Source organism: Tepidibacter thalassicus DSM 15285, from assembly GCF_900129915.1.
Lineage (GTDB): Bacteria > Bacillota > Clostridia > Peptostreptococcales > Peptostreptococcaceae > Tepidibacter > Tepidibacter thalassicus.
Genome location: NZ_FQXH01000015.1, coordinates 24,745 through 41,858, shown reverse-complemented (window position 1 = coordinate 41,858; position 17,114 = coordinate 24,745). Strand labels below are relative to the sequence as shown.

Here is a 17,114-nt window from a genome sequence, read left to right as displayed (position 1 = left end):
CTCCAAAACAAATTTATCTACTTTAAATTATAACTTATTAATAGGTCATAATACAACATTATAATTACTTAATTTCAGCAACTATACTTTTTAAAGCCTGTAACGCTTTATTTATCTCTTCTTTATTGTTAAAATATCCTATACTAAATCTAACTGTTCCTTGCTCAAATGTCCCTAATGTTTTATGTGCAAGCGGAGCACAATGAAGTCCAGACCTTGTCGCTATATTAAACACAGAATCTAAAACATAACTAATTTCTGACGAATCTTCTTCTCCTACATTTATAGATACTACTGATGATTGCTTTTTACTATTTTTAGGTCCATATATTTTTACCATAGGTATTTCTTTTAATCCATCTATAAAATACTGAGTTAATTCCTCTTCATACCTTCTTATTTTATCAATACCTTCTTTTAATATAAATTTAACTCCTTCATTTAACCCTGCTATTCCAGGAGTATTAGGAGTTCCTGATTCATATCTATCAGGTATTATATGAGGCTGAGTAAGTTCTTCAGATTTACTTCCCGTTCCACCTTCTCTTAACTGATTTAATTTAACTCCTTCTTTTAAATAAAGTACTCCTGTTCCTTGAGGCCCTAATAATCCTTTATGTCCAGGAAGTGCTAACATATCTATATTCATTTTTTTCACATCAATATCATAAACACCTGCTGTTTGAGCTGCATCAACTAAATATGTTATATTCATTTCCCTGGCAATTTTTCCTATAGCTTCTATATCAACAATTGTTCCACATACATTTGAAGAATGTGTCGTTACTATAAGCTTTGTATTTTTCTTTATAGCTTTTTTTATATCATCAGGGTTCAATTCTCCTAGTTCATTACACTGTACAATTGTATTTTCCACACCTATTTTTTCTAACTCTTTAATAGGTCTTATAACAGAATTATGTTCCATACTTGTTGTAATAATGTGATCTCCTTTTTGAACAATTCCTTTTATAGCTAAATTTAAGGAATCTGTAGCATTATATGTAAATATAATATTCATAGGATTATCTATATTAAACAATTTAGACAAATTTTCTCTTGCTTCATATATTATTCTTCCTGCTGATAAAGCTAATTTATGACCTGCTCTACCAGGATTTGCGCCATAATTTTTCATACAACTCAACACTGCTTCATAAACTTCTTCAGGTTTTGGAAAAGTAGTTGCAGCATTATCTAAATAAATCATAAAAATTTCCCCCTAAGCTTCTCTTTCTAATATGTACCCTAATATATTTTCAAGTTCTTCTTCATTGTAGTATTCTATTTCAATTTTTCCTTTCTTCTTTCCTCTTGATATATTCACTTTTGTTCCAAATAAATTTCTCAATCTATCTTCTATTTCTATAATAAATGGATCTTTATATTTTTTGTTAGTCTTAACATCTTTTTTTTCAACTATGTTTTTAGCTAAAGCTTCTGTTTCTCTTACAGAAAGTCCTTCTTTTTCTATTTTCTTAGCTATTTCATACTGAACATCTTTATCTTCTATTCTAAGAAGTGCCTTTCCATGGCCTGGAGTAATTTTATTTTCTTCAATGAGTTTTATAACATTTTCTCCCAAATTCAAAAGTCTCAAAGTATTAGTTATATGAGGTCTACTTTTACCAACAGCCTCTGATATCTCTTCTTGTGTAACTTTATAATTCTCTATAAGGCTTTTATATGCTAAAGCCTCCTCTATAGCATTTAAATCTTCTCTCTGTAAATTTTCAATAAGCGCTATTTCCATTATATCTTTAAGAGGAAGATTTTTTATCACTGCAGGAATTTCTTTTAAACCAGCCATCTTAGCAGCTCTAAATCTTCTTTCTCCTGCTATAATCATATATCCATCATCTTCTTTTTTTACCACTATGGGTTGTAAAACTCCATAATTTTTTATAGATTCAGAAAGAATTTCCAATTTCTCTCTGTCAAATATCTTTCTCGGCTGGTCTGTATTTGCATATAATTTGTTTATATCTAAATTAACTATTTCTTTATCACTTAAATTATCTTTTACATTCGGTATTAAAGCGCTCAAGCCTTTTCCTAACCTATTTTTAGCCATCTTATATCACATCCTCTTCTAAATCAATAAATTCTTCGGCAAGTTCAGTATATGCTAAAGAGCCCTTACACTTAGGATCATAATATATAACAGGTTTACCATGGCTAGGTGCTTCAGCAAGCCTTACATTTCTCGGAACAATTGTTGTATACACGCTTCCCTTAAAATATTTTTTTACTTCTTCAACTACTTGAATAGAAAGATTTGCCCTGCCATCAAACATACTCAAAACAACTCCTTGAATCTCAAGCTTTGGATTGAGATTTTCCTTAACTAAAGAAATAGTACCCATTAGTTGACTAACACCCTCTAAAGCATAATACTCACATTGTATAGGAATTAAAACACTATCTACCGCTACAAGAGAATTTATAGTTAACATTCCTAAAGATGGAGGGCAATCTATAAATATGTAATCATATTCCTCTTTTACTTCATCTAATATATTTTTTAAGACAAACTCTCTATTATCCATCCCTGTAAGTTCAATTTCAGCTCCAGCTAGTTCTGTTGAGGAAGGAAGTACGTATATATTTTCAAATTCAGTTTTTACAATTATATCCTTTACATTCTTTTCTCCCAACAAAACATTATATACTGTATAATCGACATCTTCTTTTTCTATTCCAAAGCCACTAGTTGTATTTCCTTGGGGATCTAAATCCACAACTAAAATTTTCTTACCTAATTTTCCTATACATGCACTTAAATTTACATTTGTCGTGGTTTTGCCAACTCCCCCCTTTTGATTAAAAACAGCAATTATCTTGCCCATTTAAATTCCCCCTTTACCTCTCTTTAAAACTTTGAAAAAAAGATTACCGATACAACAGTAATCTTAAACCTTAGGAATTTTAACTACAACTTCTATATGATCTCCCTTATCTAACTCTTTATACTTTGCATTTATCCCTGTATCAATTATTGCATTATAAGCACTTTTTAAAGTATTTAAATAAATTCTAAAATTAAGAGCAGCTTTTACTTTTTGTTTTTTTTCAGGTTCTTTAGGACTTGTTAAATCATCTAGTATATCTTTTATTATTTTTTCTGTTTTCTTAACAGTTAAATCATTTTTTATTATCGTATCCAAAACCTGCATTCTAAGTTCATCATCTGGCAACTTAAGAAGTGCTCGAGCATGCCTTTCAGTTAAATTATTTTCAAGCAATTTTTCCTTTATTTCATCTGAAAGTCTAAGTATTCTGAGTTTATTTGCTATTGTAGATTGATTTTTCCCAAGTTTTTGAGCAAGTTGATGTTGAGTAAAATTATAATCTTTTATTAAGTTTTCATACCCTAAAGCTTCCTCTATAAAATTTAAATCTTCTCTTTGTAAGTTTTCTATAAGAGCTAAAATTGCCGAAGATTCATCTGAAAGATTATTAATTATAGCAGGAATATTTCTAAGTCCTGCAATTTTAGCAGCTCTCAATCTTCTTTCTCCTGCAACTAACTCATATCTACTATCACTTATTTTTCTTACCGTAATAGGCTGAAGTATACCAAATGCTCTAATAGACTCACTTAATTCATGTAGTGCTGCCTGCGAAAAACTCTTTCTAGGTTGATACGGATTTGGAATTATACTATCTATAGGTATTTCCATAACTTTTCTACCTTCCATAATACCCCTCTCTTCAGAAGAAATATGATAAAATTTGTTTTATCTTAAATAATACTTTCTCCAAAAACATTCATATCCCTTCTATGTTTTCTATATTTTCATGCTACATCTTAGCTTATTTCTCGGGAAATACGTTTCTTTTTTGACAGTGTTCTTATTACTTTATAGGATTTTTTGATGGTTTACCTGCCTTTCGAGGATATTTTGTTGGAGTATTTTTTATTTTTTTCAAAATCAATATATTGTGATTTATGTCTGTAAAAGGAAGTTTCACATCTACTTTTTCTACAAATTCCATCCCCAAAATCTCTATTGCTTTTTCAGATTCTTTTAATTCTTCATAAATTGATGGTCCCTTTAAACAAACAAAATATCCCCCTACTTTTATAAAAGGTGTACAATATTCAAGTAATATCGGCAGTGAAGCAACAGCTCTAGCTGTAGCCACATCATATTTTTCTCTATAATCCTCATCTTTTCCAAAATCTTCTGCTCTGCCATGGATAAATTCAACATTATCTAAATCAAGAGAATTACAAACTTCCCTCAAGAAATTAATTCTCTTATTTAACGAATCAAGTAAAGTCAAATTTATATTTTCCAAACATACCCTTAACGGTATGCCTGGAAAACCCGCACCAGTTCCTACATCTATAATTTTGTCATAATCCTTTATATACCCTGTTAAAAGACATGACACTGAATCTATAAAATGTTTTATATAAATTTCCTTTTCATCTTCTATTGCTGTCAGATTTATATTTTTATTCCACTCGATAAGCAAATTTTTATATTTTTCAAATTTATCTATTTTTAAATCATCTACAGATATGTTGAGTTCTTCTAATCCTCTTTTCAAAATTTCTTTATTTTTCAATGTTTTCACCTCTTTTAATCTGCTCAAGATATATTAAAAGAACAGATATATCAGCTGGAGATACTCCTGATATACGAGAAGCCTGTCCTATTGAAATCGGTCTTATATCATTTAACTTTTGTCTTGCTTCAAGTCTTAATCCATCTATTTTAGAATAATCAATATTTTGTGGAAGCTTTTTATTTTCTAATTTTTTAAATTGATCTATTTGCTTTAACTGTTTATCTATATACCCTTCATATTTTGCAATTATTTGACATTGTTCTTTCACTGTTTCTAATATTTCTGTCTGTGGTCCTTTCCCTATACGTTCTAAAACTTCATAATCAAACTCAGGTCTTTTCAAAAACTCATAAAGTGACATTCCTGTATTTATTTTAGGTAAATTCATTTCTTCTAGTATATTATTTATCTGTTTTGGTGTAACTCTTTCTGTTTTTAATCTATCAATTTCTTTATCTAATTGTTCTTTTTTAATTTTATATTTTTTATATCTTTCCTCTGTAACAAGTCCAATTTTATATCCCTTTTCTGTTAGTCTTAAATCTGCATTATCTTGTCTAAGAAGTAATCTATATTCACATCTTGATGTCATCATTCTATAAGGTTCATTAGTTCCCTTGGTAACTAAATCATCTATCAATACCCCTATATATCCCTCTGATCTATCCAAAATAAAAGGTTCTTTTCCTTGAATTTTAAGAGAAGCATTAATACCTGCTATAAGTCCTTGAGCTGCAGCTTCTTCATAACCAGATGTTCCATTAAATTGTCCTGCACTAAATAAATTCTCAATACCTTTTATTTCAAGTGATGGCTTTAATTGAGTTGGATCTATACAATCGTATTCTATAGCATATGCAGGTCTCATTATTTTACAATTTTCAAGTCCTGTTATAGATTTATACATATCAATTTGAACTTCATAAGGAAGACTTGTAGATATTCCTTGTATATACATTTCTTTCGTATCAAGTCCTTCAGGCTCTATAAAAGTTTGATGTGTTAGTTTATCACTAAATCTAACAATTTTATCTTCTATAGAAGGACAATATCTAGGCCCAACACTTTCTATCTCTCCACTATACATAGCAGATCTTTTTATATTATCCATTATTATTTTATGAGTTTTTTCAGTTGTTCTAGTTAAATAACATGGTTCTTGTCTTACTTCTAATTCATCGTTCATAAATGAAAAAGGTATTATTTTCTCATCACCTTTTTGTATTTCCATTTTCGAAAAATCAATACTGTCTCTATGAATTCTCGCTGGAGTTCCTGTTTTAAATCTTCTCATTCTAAGCCCTAATTTTACCAAACTGTCAGTTAAGTATTTAGAATACCCAAGAGCATTAGGCCCTTCATAAAAACTCACTTCTCCTATATATATTTTAGAATTTAAATATACTCCAGTCGACAATATTAAAGCCTTACAATAATAATTTGCACCTAATTTTGTAGATACTCCCTTAACCACATTACCTTCTGATATAACTTCTACTACTTCATCCATAATTAAATCTAAATTTTCTTGATTTTCTAATGTATTTTTCATCTCTTTATGATATTTATATTTATCAGCTTGAGCTCTTAAAGAATGTACAGCTGGTCCTTTAGCTGTATTTATCATTCTACTTTGTATAAATGTTTTATCTATATTAATTCCCATCTCTCCACCAAGTGCATCTATTTCTCTAACTAAATGTCCTTTTCCAGTTCCTCCTATAGATGGATTACATGGCATTAGTGCTATTGAATCTAAAGACATAGTTATAACTAATGTTTTACAACCCATTCTAGCTGAGGCCAATGCCGCTTCACACCCTGCATGACCTGCACCAACTACTATAACATCGTATTCTCCTCCATTAAATTTCATATTAAACCTCCTTATGTTTCACGATAAACAATACTCTACATTTTTTTATTTTCCTATACAAAAATCTCTAAATATCGTATCAAGTAAATCTTCTGAAACAGTATCTCCACTTACCTCGCCCAAATAAGTCCATACATCTTTAAAATCAACCTCTATAAAATCCAAAGGCATATTTTCTTTTATCGCTTTTATTCCATCATTTATAGAGTCTATTGCTTTTTTAAGAGCATTTTTATGTCTTATATTTGTAATCATAACAGTATTTTTTTGTGAAACATCTCCTTTATAAACCATGTTTGCAATTTCATCTTCTAGTTTTTCTATTCCAATTCTCTGAATAGCAGATATCTTTATTATTCTATGTTCATCTATATATTCTTTTATTATTTCTTCATCTAACTTTGATGGTAAATCACTTTTATTTATTAAAACTATTGCTTGTCTATCTTTTATTTTTTGAAGTATATCTATATCTTCTTCAGATAACTCTCTTGAAGCATCTAAAACAAGTATAACCAAATCAGCTTTTTCAAAAAACTCTTTTGATTTTTCTACACCTATTTTTTCGACAATATCATCAGTTTCTCTTATACCTGCTGTATCTATTATTTTTAATGGAATTCCTTTTATATTTACAAATTCCTCTATTACATCTCTTGTAGTTCCTGGTATATCCGTAACTATAGCACGAGATTCTTTAAGAATAGCATTCAAAAGAGAAGATTTCCCTACATTAGGCTTTCCTACAATAACTGTCTTAAGTCCATCTCTCATTATTTTTCCTGTTTCAGCAGTTTCATAAAGTTTTACTATATCATTTTTTAATTCTTGAGATTTATTATATAAAGTTTCATAAGTTATATGTTCCACATCTTCATCTGGAAAATCTATAGAAACTTCTATATGAGCAAGTATTTCTGTAGCCTTATCTCTAAGTTTTTTTATCTGTGAAGAAAGACTACCTTCCAGTTGATTTTGAGCTATATCATAACTCAAATCAGTTTTTGCTCTTATAACATCGATTACTGCTTCTGCTTGAGATAAATCTATTCTACCGTTTAAAAATGCTCTCTTTGTAAATTCTCCAGGTTCAGCAAGTCGTGCTCCTTTTTTAAGTACAAGCTCTAATATTTTTTTTACAGACAAAAATCCGCCATGGCAATTTATTTCAATTACATCTTCTTTAGTATAAGTGTAAGGTGCTTTCATATAAGCAACTAATACCTCATCTACTATTTTATCATCTTCTAATATATTTCCATAAATCAAAGTTCTAGGATTATATTCTTTTATCTTTTTGCCACTAACTGATTTAAATATATCTTCTGCTATATCTAAAGATTGTTTACCACTTATTCTAACTATACCAATACCGCCTTCACCTGGAGCAGTAGCAATAGCTGCAATAGTATCATCTATATACAAAAAAATCACCTCTTTAAAATTAATTTAAAATAAACCCCCTAAATTTAGGAGGTTTTAGATTTTAAACTTATAACAACTTTTCTATTTGGATCTACCCCTTCACTATGAGTAGTTACATAAGGATTATTTTGAAGCGCTGAATGAATTATTCTTCTTTCATAAGGGTTCATAGCTTCAAGCTTTATAGTTTTTTTGTTTTTTACTACAATTTTAGCTAATTTCCCTGCATATCTTATCAGTGATTGTTCTCTTTTTTCTCTATAATTTTCTATATCTATTAAAACTCTTATTTTTCCCTTTGCGCTTTTATTCACTACTAAGCTTGTCAAAAATTGAAGAGAATCAAGAGTATCTCCTCGTCTTCCAATCAAAGCTGTAGTTTCTTCTCCTTTCAAATTTATAATCAAATCATCATCTTTCTTTAATATTTCAATTTCTCCATTGATATTCATAGAATTTAATATATCTTGAATAAAACTTCTTGCAATTTCTTCACTTTTATCTTTTAAAGTTACTCTTATTTTACCCAATTTGTTACCTATAATTCCCAAAAATCCTCTAGTCGGTTCTTCTAAAATTTCTACATCTACATCTTCTCTAGTAACATTTAATTCATCTAAAGCTTTACTCAAAGCTTCTTCTATAGTTTTCCCTGTTACCTCCAAAACATTCATTATTCTACTCCTCCTTAAGCTTAGCAGGCTTTATTATAAATTGCTGTTGTACAATTTGGAACACATTAGTTACAACCCAATATAAAGTTAAACCTGCCGGAAAACTTCTCCCCCACCAAAATATCATTATAGGTAAAAGATAAAGCATAACAAGTTGAGATGAGTCTTTTCTAGATTCTTTTGAAATCATCATTGCCGATGATATGTAAGTAGTGACTCCAGCTAATAAAGGCAAAACTATTTTTTCTGGATCTGATAAATTGCTAAGCCATAAAAAACTAGTATCTATAGCTTTATATGCAGCTTCTGATCCAAATACATACTCAGCAGGATTTCTTAAAGCTCTATAAAGTCCAAATATTATAGGCATTTGTATCAAAAGAGGTAAACATCCTGCCATTGGATTAACCTTATTTTCCTTATAAAGTTGCATTATCTTTTCATTCATCTTTTGCTGATCATTTTTATATTTTTCTTGTATTTCTTTTATTTTAGGCTGTATTTCCTGCATTGCTTTCATAGATTTAGTTTGACTTAAAGTCAAAGGAAGAAGTGCCAACTTCACAAGTACAGTAAATACAACTATTGACCATCCATAATTACCAATTATATTATATACTATCTTTAACAATGCACCTAAAGAATTAGCGAACAAAATAAAAACCTCCCATATACAATTATGTTATTATTTTGCACTCTCCCTCCATTTGCTCACGCTAAAATGAGGGCTTCTTGATGTATCCAAGAACTTTTCCTGCTTCATAGACCTCTCAATCTACTATCTCCACAGGCTATCCCCGTAAGGCCTACGGTTCTTATTTATAACGATGAATACCATCTATCTATTTTATGAAGTTTTCTTCCATACCACTTTGCTTTATTTTAAAGGATCATATCCTCCTTCGTGAAATGGATGACACTTTAAAATTCTCTTTATAGACAAATAAGACCCTTTAAAAAATCCGTACTTTTTCAAAGCCTCTATAGCATATTGAGAACAAGTAGGATAAAATCTACAGGTCTTACCTTTAATCGGAGATATATATTTTTGATAAAACTTTATAATAGTTATACACAATTTTGACATAATATAATCTCCTTATCTTTTTATAATATTAGCTTTTTTAAACAAATTTATCATTGATTTTTTTATAGAATCAAAATTTGAATCCTTTGCGGCAACTCTAGATATAAAAACTATGTCATAACCTATCTTAATTTTTTCATCTTTACTAATTAACCTAAAATTTTCTCTTATAAGTCGTCTAACATTATTTCTTACTACACTTTTTCCAACCTTTTTAGACACAGAAAAACCTACCCTATTTATTCCTAAGTTGTTTTCAAGTACATACATTACCAACAATCTGTTCGCAAAAGATTTCCCTTTTTTATACACTTGTCTAAAATCAGAATCCTTTTTTATACCTTGAGCATTTACAAAATTCATCTACAATTTCCTCCAGCCTAAAAATTACACAAAAGGGCCACATTAAGCGGCCCTTATAAACTAAGCTGTTAATCTTTTTCTACCTCTTGCTCTTCTTCTTTTTAAAATATTTCTACCACTTTTAGTCTTCATTCTCTTTCTAAATCCATGTTCTTTTTTTCTTTGTCTTTTCTTTGGCTGATAAGTTCTTTTCACCTAAAACACCGCCTTTCCATGAATATTATTCTATTTAAAATTTTATTATTACTTCACCATTAAAAGTGAGCATACTACTTAATAAATTATATAGATATTATTTTTTATTGTCAATGAAATTTTTTAATGAATAAAAAATTATATATTTTCATATAAATTCAAAATAAATATTATTTTTACAAATACAGATAAATTTTTATATTAATTTTAATCAAACCTGTGTATAATTTTATCTACACCCGTTTTTTGTTGTGGATAAATTACTTTTATTATATTGAACTTTATTTTAATATTTGATATTATATTTTTACCTGTTGATAATGTTGATAAAAACATAAAAAGTTATCCAGATTATACACACCCTGTGGATAACATTGTGTATAATATTTTATTTTGTCCAAAATTTTTTTATTTAAGCTTGAAATTTAATATATTTTTTTTCACATAATTTTATCAACATATTCTTGATAATTTTTTTGTTTTTAAAAGTTATTCAGATTTATCCACAACAATTCACTATTTTTCCACAATCTTATACACAATATCACACTGTATTACAAAAAATTTTTCATTTTCAAAAGCCTGTTGATAACTCTGTGGAAATTGTTGACTAAACAACTACAATAGGAGGTCACTAATATGGATTTAATTTCCTTGTGGGAACATGCTCTCAAATTAATAAAAACTGAACTTACTACTGCAAGTTTTAATGCTTTTTTCAAACCTATTGAGCCTCTTAAAATAAAAAATAATACTATATTACTATCTGTTCCCAACGACTTTACAAAAGGAATATTAGAGGCTAGATATATGAATCTACTTGAAGGATCTATAAATCAGATTTCTTCAATTAAATATAAAATAAAATTTATTTTAGATGAAGAAGAACTAAAAGATTTCGAAAATGAAAATAAATCAAAAATAGAAATACCTAGTTATTCAAATTTAAATCCAAAATATACATTCGATACTTTCGTAATAGGAAATAGTAATAGATTTGCTCATGCAGCTTGTGTAGCCGTTGCAGAAGCTCCAGCTAGAGCATATAACCCTTTATTTTTATATGGTGGAGTTGGACTCGGAAAAACTCATTTAATGCATGCTATTGGTCATCACATATTAAGTCATACAAAAAAATTAAAAGTAGTTTACGTTTCATCAGAAAAATTTACAAATGAACTTATAAATTCAATAAAAGATGATAGAAACGAAGAATTTAGAAATAAATACAGAAATGTAGATGTTCTGCTTATAGATGATATTCAATTTATAGCTGGTAAAGAAAGAACTCAAGAAGAATTTTTCCATACATTTAATGCACTACATGAAGCAAATAAACAAATAATAATATCTAGTGATAGACCCCCTAAAGAAATCCCTACATTGGAAGATAGATTAAGATCTAGATTTGAAATGGGACTTATAACTGATATTCAACCACCTGACTTTGAAACTAGAATGGCTATACTCAGAAAAAAAGCTCAAATGGAAAACATATTAGTTCCTAATGAAGTAATGACTTATATAGCTAAAAATATAAAATCTAATATTAGAGAATTAGAAGGAGCTTTAACCAGAGTAGTTGCATATTCATCTCTTACAAATAAAGAAATAACTTTTGATTTAGCAATTGAAGCTTTAAAAGATATAATGTCATCTTCAAAACCTCAAGAAATAACAGTAAATTTAATAAAAGAAAAAGTCTCAAAATATTTTAACATAAAAATGGAAGACTTTAATTCAAAAAAAAGAACAAGAGCCATAGCATATCCAAGACAAATAGCAATGTACTTATGTAGAGAACTAACAGATCTTTCTCTTCCTAAAATAGGTGAAGAATTTGGAGGAAGAGATCATACAACAGTAATACATGCTCATGATAAAATACACAATGAAATAAAAACAAACTCTGATACAAAAGAAAAAATAAATAAAATAATAGAAGATTTGAAAGGTTAATTATCCACAAGCAACAGTGGATAATATCTTAATAAATTGTTAATAATTTTGATTTTTCTATTTTCATGTTAATATGTTGATAAATTGTGGATAATTATTAACATATTATCAACACACAAACACTAATAATATCAATACATTCAATGCATTATCCACATTTCCACAGGCCCTATTACTACTACTATTATATTTTTTGTTATATATATATTTTTATTCATTCAAAGGAGGTCATCCAAATTGAAAATAATTTGCAATCAAAAATTACTAGCTAATAAAGTAGGTACTGTTCAAAAAGGAGTATCAAATAAAACAACAATACCTATATTAAAAGGAATACTTATTGAAACTATTGATAACAAAATAAAATTAATTGGAAATGATTTAGAATTAGGTATAGAAACTTTTTTAGATGGAGAAATAATAGAAGAAGGGTCTATTGTTATAGATTCAAAATTATTTGGAGATATAATTAGAAAATTACCAGATTCTTTTGTAGAAATAACAACTGATACAGAAAATAATGTATATATAAAATGTGAAAATTCTGAGTTTAAAATTAAAGGACATTCTTCTGAAGAATATCCTAAACTTCTTGATGTAGATGAAAATAGATTTTATGAAATTTCTCAAAATTTATTTAAAAACATGATAAAACAAACTGTTTTTGCTATATCTCAAGATGAAACAAAACCTATATTAATGGGAGAACTTTTAGAAATTGAAAATAATAATATAAGTTTGGTTGCTATAGATGGATATAGATTAGCTATAAGAAGTGATAAAATCGAAAATTTTATAGGAAATAGTAAAGTAATAATACCGGGAAAGGCTTTAAATGAAGTGAATAAAATACTATCTGAAGAAGGAAATTTTAAAATAGCTTTTACTGATAAACATTGTTTATTTTTAATTAAAGATACAAAAATAATAACAAGACTTTTAGAAGGTGAATTTATTAATTATAGACAACTTATTCCTCGTGAATATAATTTGAGAGTACAAGTAAATACAAAAAAACTTTTAAATAGTATAGAAAGAGCTTCGCTTTTAGCAAAAGAAGGAAAAAATAATTTAGTTAAATTTTCCATAAGAGACGATAATATGATAATAACATCTAACTCTGAAATTGGTAATGTTTATGAAGAAGTTCCAATACTACTAGAAGGTGAAGATTTAGATATAGCATTTAATTCAAGGTATTTTATAGAAGCTTTAAAAATAATAGATAGTGAAGAAATATATTTAGAATTCACTACAAATGTAAGTCCATGCATATTAAAACCAGTAGATGAAATTGAATATATATATTTGCTTTTACCAGTTAGAATATCAGCTAATGCATAGACCCAACAATATTGTTGGGTTTTTATAATATTTTTATGATATAATTATATAATGCATTAAAAATAGGAGGAATTGCTAATGAAAGAAATTAAAATAAATTCAGATTTTATAAAATTAGATCAGCTTCTTAAGTTATTAAATATAACTTCCACTGGAGGATATGCTAAAATAATTATTCAACAAGGAAATGTTAAGGTAAATGGAGAAATTGAATATCGAAGAGGAAAGAAAATAAAACCTGGAGATATTGTAGAAGTTGAAGGAATGAGTATAAAAGTACTATCAGAATAGGAGTGCTTTTTGTGTATTTAAAAAGTTTAAAACTCATTAATTATAGAAATTACGATGAAGAATATTTAAATTTTAATAAAAATATAAATCTATTATTGGGTAAAAATGGTCAAGGAAAAACAAATATACTAGAAGCCATATATTTATTATCTATAGGAAAATCATTTAGAACAAATAAAGATAAAGATTTAATAAAATTTGATAAAAAAAATAGTTATGTAGGTGGATTATTTGAAAAAGGAAAAGAAGAAAATATTATCGAAATAGTTATCGGAAGGGATAGTAAAAAAGGTGTTAAAATAAATAAAATTTCAATAAAAAAAATATCTCAATTATTAGGGAATTTAAATGTTGTTATTTTTTCTCCTGAAGATTTAAAATTAGTAAAAGAAGGTCCTAAAGAAAGGCGAAAATTTATAGACAGAGAAATAAGTCAAATAATTCCACTTTATTATAATTATATTTTAAATTACAATAAAATACTGTTTCAAAGAAATAAGTTATTGAAATCTAATTATATAGATAAAAATTTATTAGATATATACGATGAAAAACTTTCTGATTATGGAAGTTATATATATCTTTATAGGAGAGATTTTGTAAAAAAAATAGATACATTAGCGAGATTAATTCATAAAAAACTGACAGATGAAATTGAAGAACTCAACATAAAATATATAAATCAAATAAATATAAATGTTGATGATACTTACGGTGATATAAAGTATAAATTTTTAAAAAAGTTAAAAAGCAATAAAATTATAGATATACAAAATAAAACTACTAAAATTGGACCACATAGAGATGATATAAGTATTTTTATAAATTCATTAGATGTTAGGTTATATGGCTCACAAGGTCAACAAAGAACAGCATCAATATCATTGAAATTATCTGAAATAGAACTTATAAAAGAAGAAATAGGAGAATATCCAATTCTTTTACTTGATGATATATTCAGTGAATTAGATCAAAAAAGACAACAACTACTAGTAGATAGTTTTGAAAATGTTCAAATATTTATTACTAGTGCCGAAGATTCTCATAAAAGGATTTTTAAAAATAAAGAAGTAAATATATTCTATGTTGAGGAAGGAAGAGCTATCTATTAGGAGGATTTTAATATGTTTTTGCATTTGGGTGGAGATTGTAATATTTTAATTAGCGATATAATTTTTATACTTGATTCACAGTCAATTTTAAAATCTAAAAATTGTGTGAATTTTTTTGAGCAAATAGAAAAAAACAATAAAATAATAAGGTTGACAAAACAAAATCCTAAATCCATTGTAGTTACAAAATATAAAGAAAATTTTATAATATATTATTCACCTATTTCATCATTAACTCTTTTAAAAAGAGCAGGATTTAGCAATTCTGATTCCTTGGAAACGGAGGTAACATAATGAATCAAGAATATGGAGCAAGTCAAATTCAGGTATTAGAAGGTCTTGAACCTGTAAGAAAAAGACCAGGAATGTATATAGGATCAACTGGACCTAGAGGACTTCATCATTTAGTTTATGAAGTTGTAGATAATAGTATAGATGAGGCTTTGGCTGGTTATTGTAGTGAAATATATGTTGCATTAGAAAATGATGGTAGTGTTGTTGTTGTAGATAATGGACGTGGTATTCCTGTTGAAATACATCCTCAAACAGGTAAATCTACTGTTGAAACTGTTTTAACTGTACTTCATGCAGGTGGAAAATTTGGTTCTGGTGGATATAAAGTTTCAGGTGGACTTCATGGAGTTGGAATATCAGTAGTAAACGCATTATCGGAATGGGTTGAAGTTACTGTAAAAAGAGATGGAAAAATTCACAATCAAAGATATCAAAGGGGAAATCCTATAACAGGTCTTAATGTTATAGGAGATACAAATGAAACTGGAACATCTGTAAGATTTAAGCCAGATCCTACTATATTTGAAGAAGTAGAATTTAAGTATGAAACATTAGAGCATAGACTTAGAGAATTAGCTTTTTTAAATAAAGGCATTAAGATAATTTTAGAGGATAAAAGAATTGATAAACAAAAGAAAAAGGAATTTCACTATGATGGTGGACTTATTGAATTTATAAAACATTTAAATAAAACTAGAAATGCAATTCATGATGATATAATTTATTTTGAAAAAAAAGTAGGAGAATATATTGTTGAAATTTCAATGCAATATACTGATGTGTACACAGAAAACATATATTCTTTTGCTAATAATATAAATACACATGAAGGTGGTAGTCATTTAAGTGGATTTAAAACTGCACTTACTAGAACTTTAAATGATTATGCTAGAAAAAATAATTTTATAAAAGAAAAAGATTCTAATTTATCAGGAGAAGATATAAGAGAAGGTCTTACTGCTATAGTTTCTGTAAAAATACCAGAACCTCAATTTGAAGGACAAACTAAAACTAAACTTGGAAATACAGAAATAAGAGGTATTGTTGAAGGTGTTACAGTTGAAGAATTTGGAGCATTTTTAGAAGAAAATCCATCTAGCGCAAGAATTATAGTAGATAAAGCATTGAGAGCTCAAAGAGCAAGAGAAGCTGCTAAAAAAGCTAGAGAACTTACAAGAAGAAAAAATGTATTAGAGAGCACTTCTCTTCCGGGAAAACTTGCAGATTGTTCGGAAAAAGATGCTTCTAGAAGTGAAATATTTTTAGTAGAAGGGGATTCTGCTGGAGGATCTGCAAAACAAGGGAGAGATAGAGCAACTCAAGCAATTCTTCCTTTAAGAGGTAAAATATTAAATGTCGAGAAATCTAGACTTGATAAAATATTAAATTCAGAAGAAATAAGAAATATGATAACTGCTTTTGGGTGTGGAGTTGGAAATGAATTTGATTCTTCAAAACTTAGATACCATAAAATAATTATAATGACAGATGCTGATGTAGATGGAGCTCATATTAGAACGCTTTTATTGACATTTTTCTTTAGATATATGAGACCTTTAATTGATAATGGATATGTTTATATAGCACAACCTCCTCTTTATAAAATAAAAAAAGGTAAACAAGAATATTATGCTTATTCAGATAAAGAATTGAATGAAACTTTAGAGAAAATTGGAAGAGGTTCAGTAGATATCCAAAGATATAAGGGACTTGGAGAAATGAATGCCGAACAGCTTTGGGAAACTACTATGAATCCAGAAACTAGAACTCTCCTTCAAGTTTCTATACAAGATGCAGCTCTAGCTGATGAAATATTTTCGATGCTTATGGGAGATAAAGTAGAACCTAGAAGAAATTTCATAGAAGAAAATGCAAAATATGTAGATAATTTAGATATATAGTAAGAAAGGGGA

General features: G+C 27.9%; 18 protein-coding genes. 6 read left to right on the top strand and 12 right to left on the bottom strand.

Annotation, left to right across the window (positions count from 1 at the left end):
- Nucleotides 1–64: 64 nt before the first annotated feature.
- The 12 genes from BUA19_RS07525 to rpmH all read right to left on the bottom strand — a co-directional run bounded on the left by BUA19_RS07525 (nucleotide 65) and on the right by rpmH (nucleotide 10,201).
- Nucleotides 65–1,210 carry an aminotransferase class V-fold PLP-dependent enzyme gene (locus tag BUA19_RS07525; RefSeq protein WP_072725264.1) on the bottom strand — a complete coding sequence of 382 codons (1,146 nt, stop codon included), beginning with the start codon at nucleotides 1,208–1,210 and terminating at the stop codon, nucleotides 65–67.
- Between the two features lie 12 nt (nucleotides 1,211–1,222).
- The gene (locus BUA19_RS07520) at nucleotides 1,223–2,074 is read right to left on the bottom strand and encodes a ParB/RepB/Spo0J family partition protein (protein ID WP_072725262.1); all 852 of its coding nucleotides are present in this window, start codon (nucleotides 2,072–2,074) and stop codon (nucleotides 1,223–1,225) included.
- 1 nt (nucleotide 2,075) lies between these two features.
- Nucleotides 2,076–2,849, bottom strand: coding sequence for a ParA family protein (locus tag BUA19_RS07515; protein ID WP_072725260.1), 774 nt, complete (start codon nucleotides 2,847–2,849; stop codon nucleotides 2,076–2,078).
- A gap of 63 nt (nucleotides 2,850–2,912) precedes the next feature.
- A complete protein-coding gene (gene noc / locus BUA19_RS07510) occupies nucleotides 2,913–3,701 on the bottom strand; it encodes a nucleoid occlusion protein (protein WP_072725258.1) in 789 nt (262 codons plus the stop codon).
- 157 nt (nucleotides 3,702–3,858) lie between these two features.
- On the bottom strand, nucleotides 3,859–4,578 hold the full coding sequence (gene rsmG, locus BUA19_RS07505) for a 16S rRNA (guanine(527)-N(7))-methyltransferase RsmG (protein WP_072725256.1): 720 nt from the start codon (nucleotides 4,576–4,578) through the stop codon (nucleotides 3,859–3,861).
- A complete protein-coding gene (mnmG, locus tag BUA19_RS07500; RefSeq protein WP_072725254.1) occupies nucleotides 4,568–6,457 on the bottom strand; it encodes a tRNA uridine-5-carboxymethylaminomethyl(34) synthesis enzyme MnmG in 1,890 nt (629 codons plus the stop codon). The genes rsmG and mnmG overlap by 11 nt, the downstream gene beginning before the upstream one ends.
- A 45-nt stretch (nucleotides 6,458–6,502) precedes the next feature.
- Entirely contained in the window at nucleotides 6,503–7,882 is a 1,380-nt protein-coding gene (gene mnmE / locus BUA19_RS07495) for a tRNA uridine-5-carboxymethylaminomethyl(34) synthesis GTPase MnmE (RefSeq protein ID WP_072725251.1), read from the bottom strand.
- A 44-nt stretch (nucleotides 7,883–7,926) separates the two neighbouring features.
- Nucleotides 7,927–8,556: an RNA-binding cell elongation regulator Jag/EloR gene (gene jag, locus BUA19_RS07490; protein ID WP_072725249.1), complete on the bottom strand. Its 630-nt coding sequence runs from the start codon at nucleotides 8,554–8,556 to the stop codon at nucleotides 7,927–7,929.
- 4 nt (nucleotides 8,557–8,560) lie between these two features.
- Nucleotides 8,561–9,211: a YidC/Oxa1 family membrane protein insertase gene (locus tag BUA19_RS07485; RefSeq protein ID WP_242939262.1), complete on the bottom strand. Its 651-nt coding sequence runs from the start codon at nucleotides 9,209–9,211 to the stop codon at nucleotides 8,561–8,563.
- A gap of 222 nt (nucleotides 9,212–9,433) precedes the next feature.
- Entirely contained in the window at nucleotides 9,434–9,643 is a 210-nt protein-coding gene (gene yidD, locus BUA19_RS07480) for a membrane protein insertion efficiency factor YidD (RefSeq protein ID WP_072725244.1), read from the bottom strand.
- A gap of 12 nt (nucleotides 9,644–9,655) precedes the next feature.
- Complete coding sequence (gene rnpA / locus BUA19_RS07475; RefSeq protein ID WP_072725242.1) at nucleotides 9,656–10,006, bottom strand: ribonuclease P protein component; 351 nt, start codon at nucleotides 10,004–10,006, stop codon at nucleotides 9,656–9,658.
- A 60-nt stretch (nucleotides 10,007–10,066) separates the two neighbouring features.
- Entirely contained in the window at nucleotides 10,067–10,201 is a 135-nt protein-coding gene (gene rpmH, locus BUA19_RS07470; protein WP_072725240.1) for a 50S ribosomal protein L34, read from the bottom strand.
- Nucleotides 10,202–10,840: 639 nt separating this feature from the next.
- Here rpmH and dnaA point away from each other — a divergent pair.
- The 6 genes from dnaA (at nucleotide 10,841) to gyrB (ending at nucleotide 17,102) form a co-directional block, all read left to right on the top strand.
- Nucleotides 10,841–12,160: a chromosomal replication initiator protein DnaA gene (dnaA, locus tag BUA19_RS07465; protein ID WP_072725239.1), complete on the top strand. Its 1,320-nt coding sequence runs from the start codon at nucleotides 10,841–10,843 to the stop codon at nucleotides 12,158–12,160.
- 237 nt (nucleotides 12,161–12,397) lie between these two features.
- Nucleotides 12,398–13,504 carry a DNA polymerase III subunit beta gene (gene dnaN, locus BUA19_RS07460; RefSeq protein WP_072725237.1) on the top strand — a complete coding sequence of 369 codons (1,107 nt, stop codon included), beginning with the start codon at nucleotides 12,398–12,400 and terminating at the stop codon, nucleotides 13,502–13,504.
- A 78-nt stretch (nucleotides 13,505–13,582) separates the two neighbouring features.
- Nucleotides 13,583–13,795: a S4 domain-containing protein YaaA gene (gene yaaA, locus BUA19_RS07455; RefSeq protein WP_072725235.1), complete on the top strand. Its 213-nt coding sequence runs from the start codon at nucleotides 13,583–13,585 to the stop codon at nucleotides 13,793–13,795.
- A gap of 11 nt (nucleotides 13,796–13,806) precedes the next feature.
- Entirely contained in the window at nucleotides 13,807–14,907 is a 1,101-nt protein-coding gene (gene recF / locus BUA19_RS07450; protein WP_072725233.1) for a DNA replication/repair protein RecF, read from the top strand.
- A 12-nt stretch (nucleotides 14,908–14,919) separates the two neighbouring features.
- Nucleotides 14,920–15,201, top strand: a complete 282-nt coding sequence (remB, locus tag BUA19_RS07445) for an extracellular matrix regulator RemB (RefSeq protein ID WP_072725231.1) — start codon at nucleotides 14,920–14,922, stop codon at nucleotides 15,199–15,201.
- Nucleotides 15,201–17,102 carry a DNA topoisomerase (ATP-hydrolyzing) subunit B gene (gene gyrB / locus BUA19_RS07440; RefSeq protein ID WP_072725229.1) on the top strand — a complete coding sequence of 634 codons (1,902 nt, stop codon included), beginning with the start codon at nucleotides 15,201–15,203 and terminating at the stop codon, nucleotides 17,100–17,102. Before remB ends, gyrB begins: the two co-directional genes overlap by 1 nt.
- The last annotated feature ends 12 nt before the right edge of the window (nucleotides 17,103–17,114 follow it).

What these genes read in the sequence shown, in the direction of transcription:
- BUA19_RS07525 (WP_072725264.1), bottom strand. Translation starts at nt 1,210, where the DNA reads ATGATTTATTTAGATAATGCTGCAACTACTTTTCCAAAACCTGAAGAA.
- BUA19_RS07520 (WP_072725262.1), bottom strand. Translation starts at nt 2,074, where the DNA reads ATGGCTAAAAATAGGTTAGGAAAAGGCTTGAGCGCTTTAATACCGAAT.
- BUA19_RS07515 (WP_072725260.1), bottom strand. Translation starts at nt 2,849, where the DNA reads ATGGGCAAGATAATTGCTGTTTTTAATCAAAAGGGGGGAGTTGGCAAA.
- noc (WP_072725258.1), bottom strand. Translation starts at nt 3,701, where the DNA reads ATGGAAGGTAGAAAAGTTATGGAAATACCTATAGATAGTATAATTCCA.
- mnmG (WP_072725254.1), bottom strand. Translation starts at nt 6,457, where the DNA reads ATGAAATTTAATGGAGGAGAATACGATGTTATAGTAGTTGGTGCAGGT.
- jag (WP_072725249.1), bottom strand. Translation starts at nt 8,556, where the DNA reads ATGAATGTTTTGGAGGTAACAGGGAAAACTATAGAAGAAGCTTTGAGT.
- yidD (WP_072725244.1), bottom strand. Translation starts at nt 9,643, where the DNA reads ATGTCAAAATTGTGTATAACTATTATAAAGTTTTATCAAAAATATATA.
- rnpA (WP_072725242.1), bottom strand. Translation starts at nt 10,006, where the DNA reads ATGAATTTTGTAAATGCTCAAGGTATAAAAAAGGATTCTGATTTTAGA.
- dnaA (WP_072725239.1), top strand. Translation starts at nt 10,841, where the DNA reads ATGGATTTAATTTCCTTGTGGGAACATGCTCTCAAATTAATAAAAACT.
- yaaA (WP_072725235.1), top strand. Translation starts at nt 13,583, where the DNA reads ATGAAAGAAATTAAAATAAATTCAGATTTTATAAAATTAGATCAGCTT.
- remB (WP_072725231.1), top strand. Translation starts at nt 14,920, where the DNA reads ATGTTTTTGCATTTGGGTGGAGATTGTAATATTTTAATTAGCGATATA.
- gyrB (WP_072725229.1), top strand. Translation starts at nt 15,201, where the DNA reads ATGAATCAAGAATATGGAGCAAGTCAAATTCAGGTATTAGAAGGTCTT.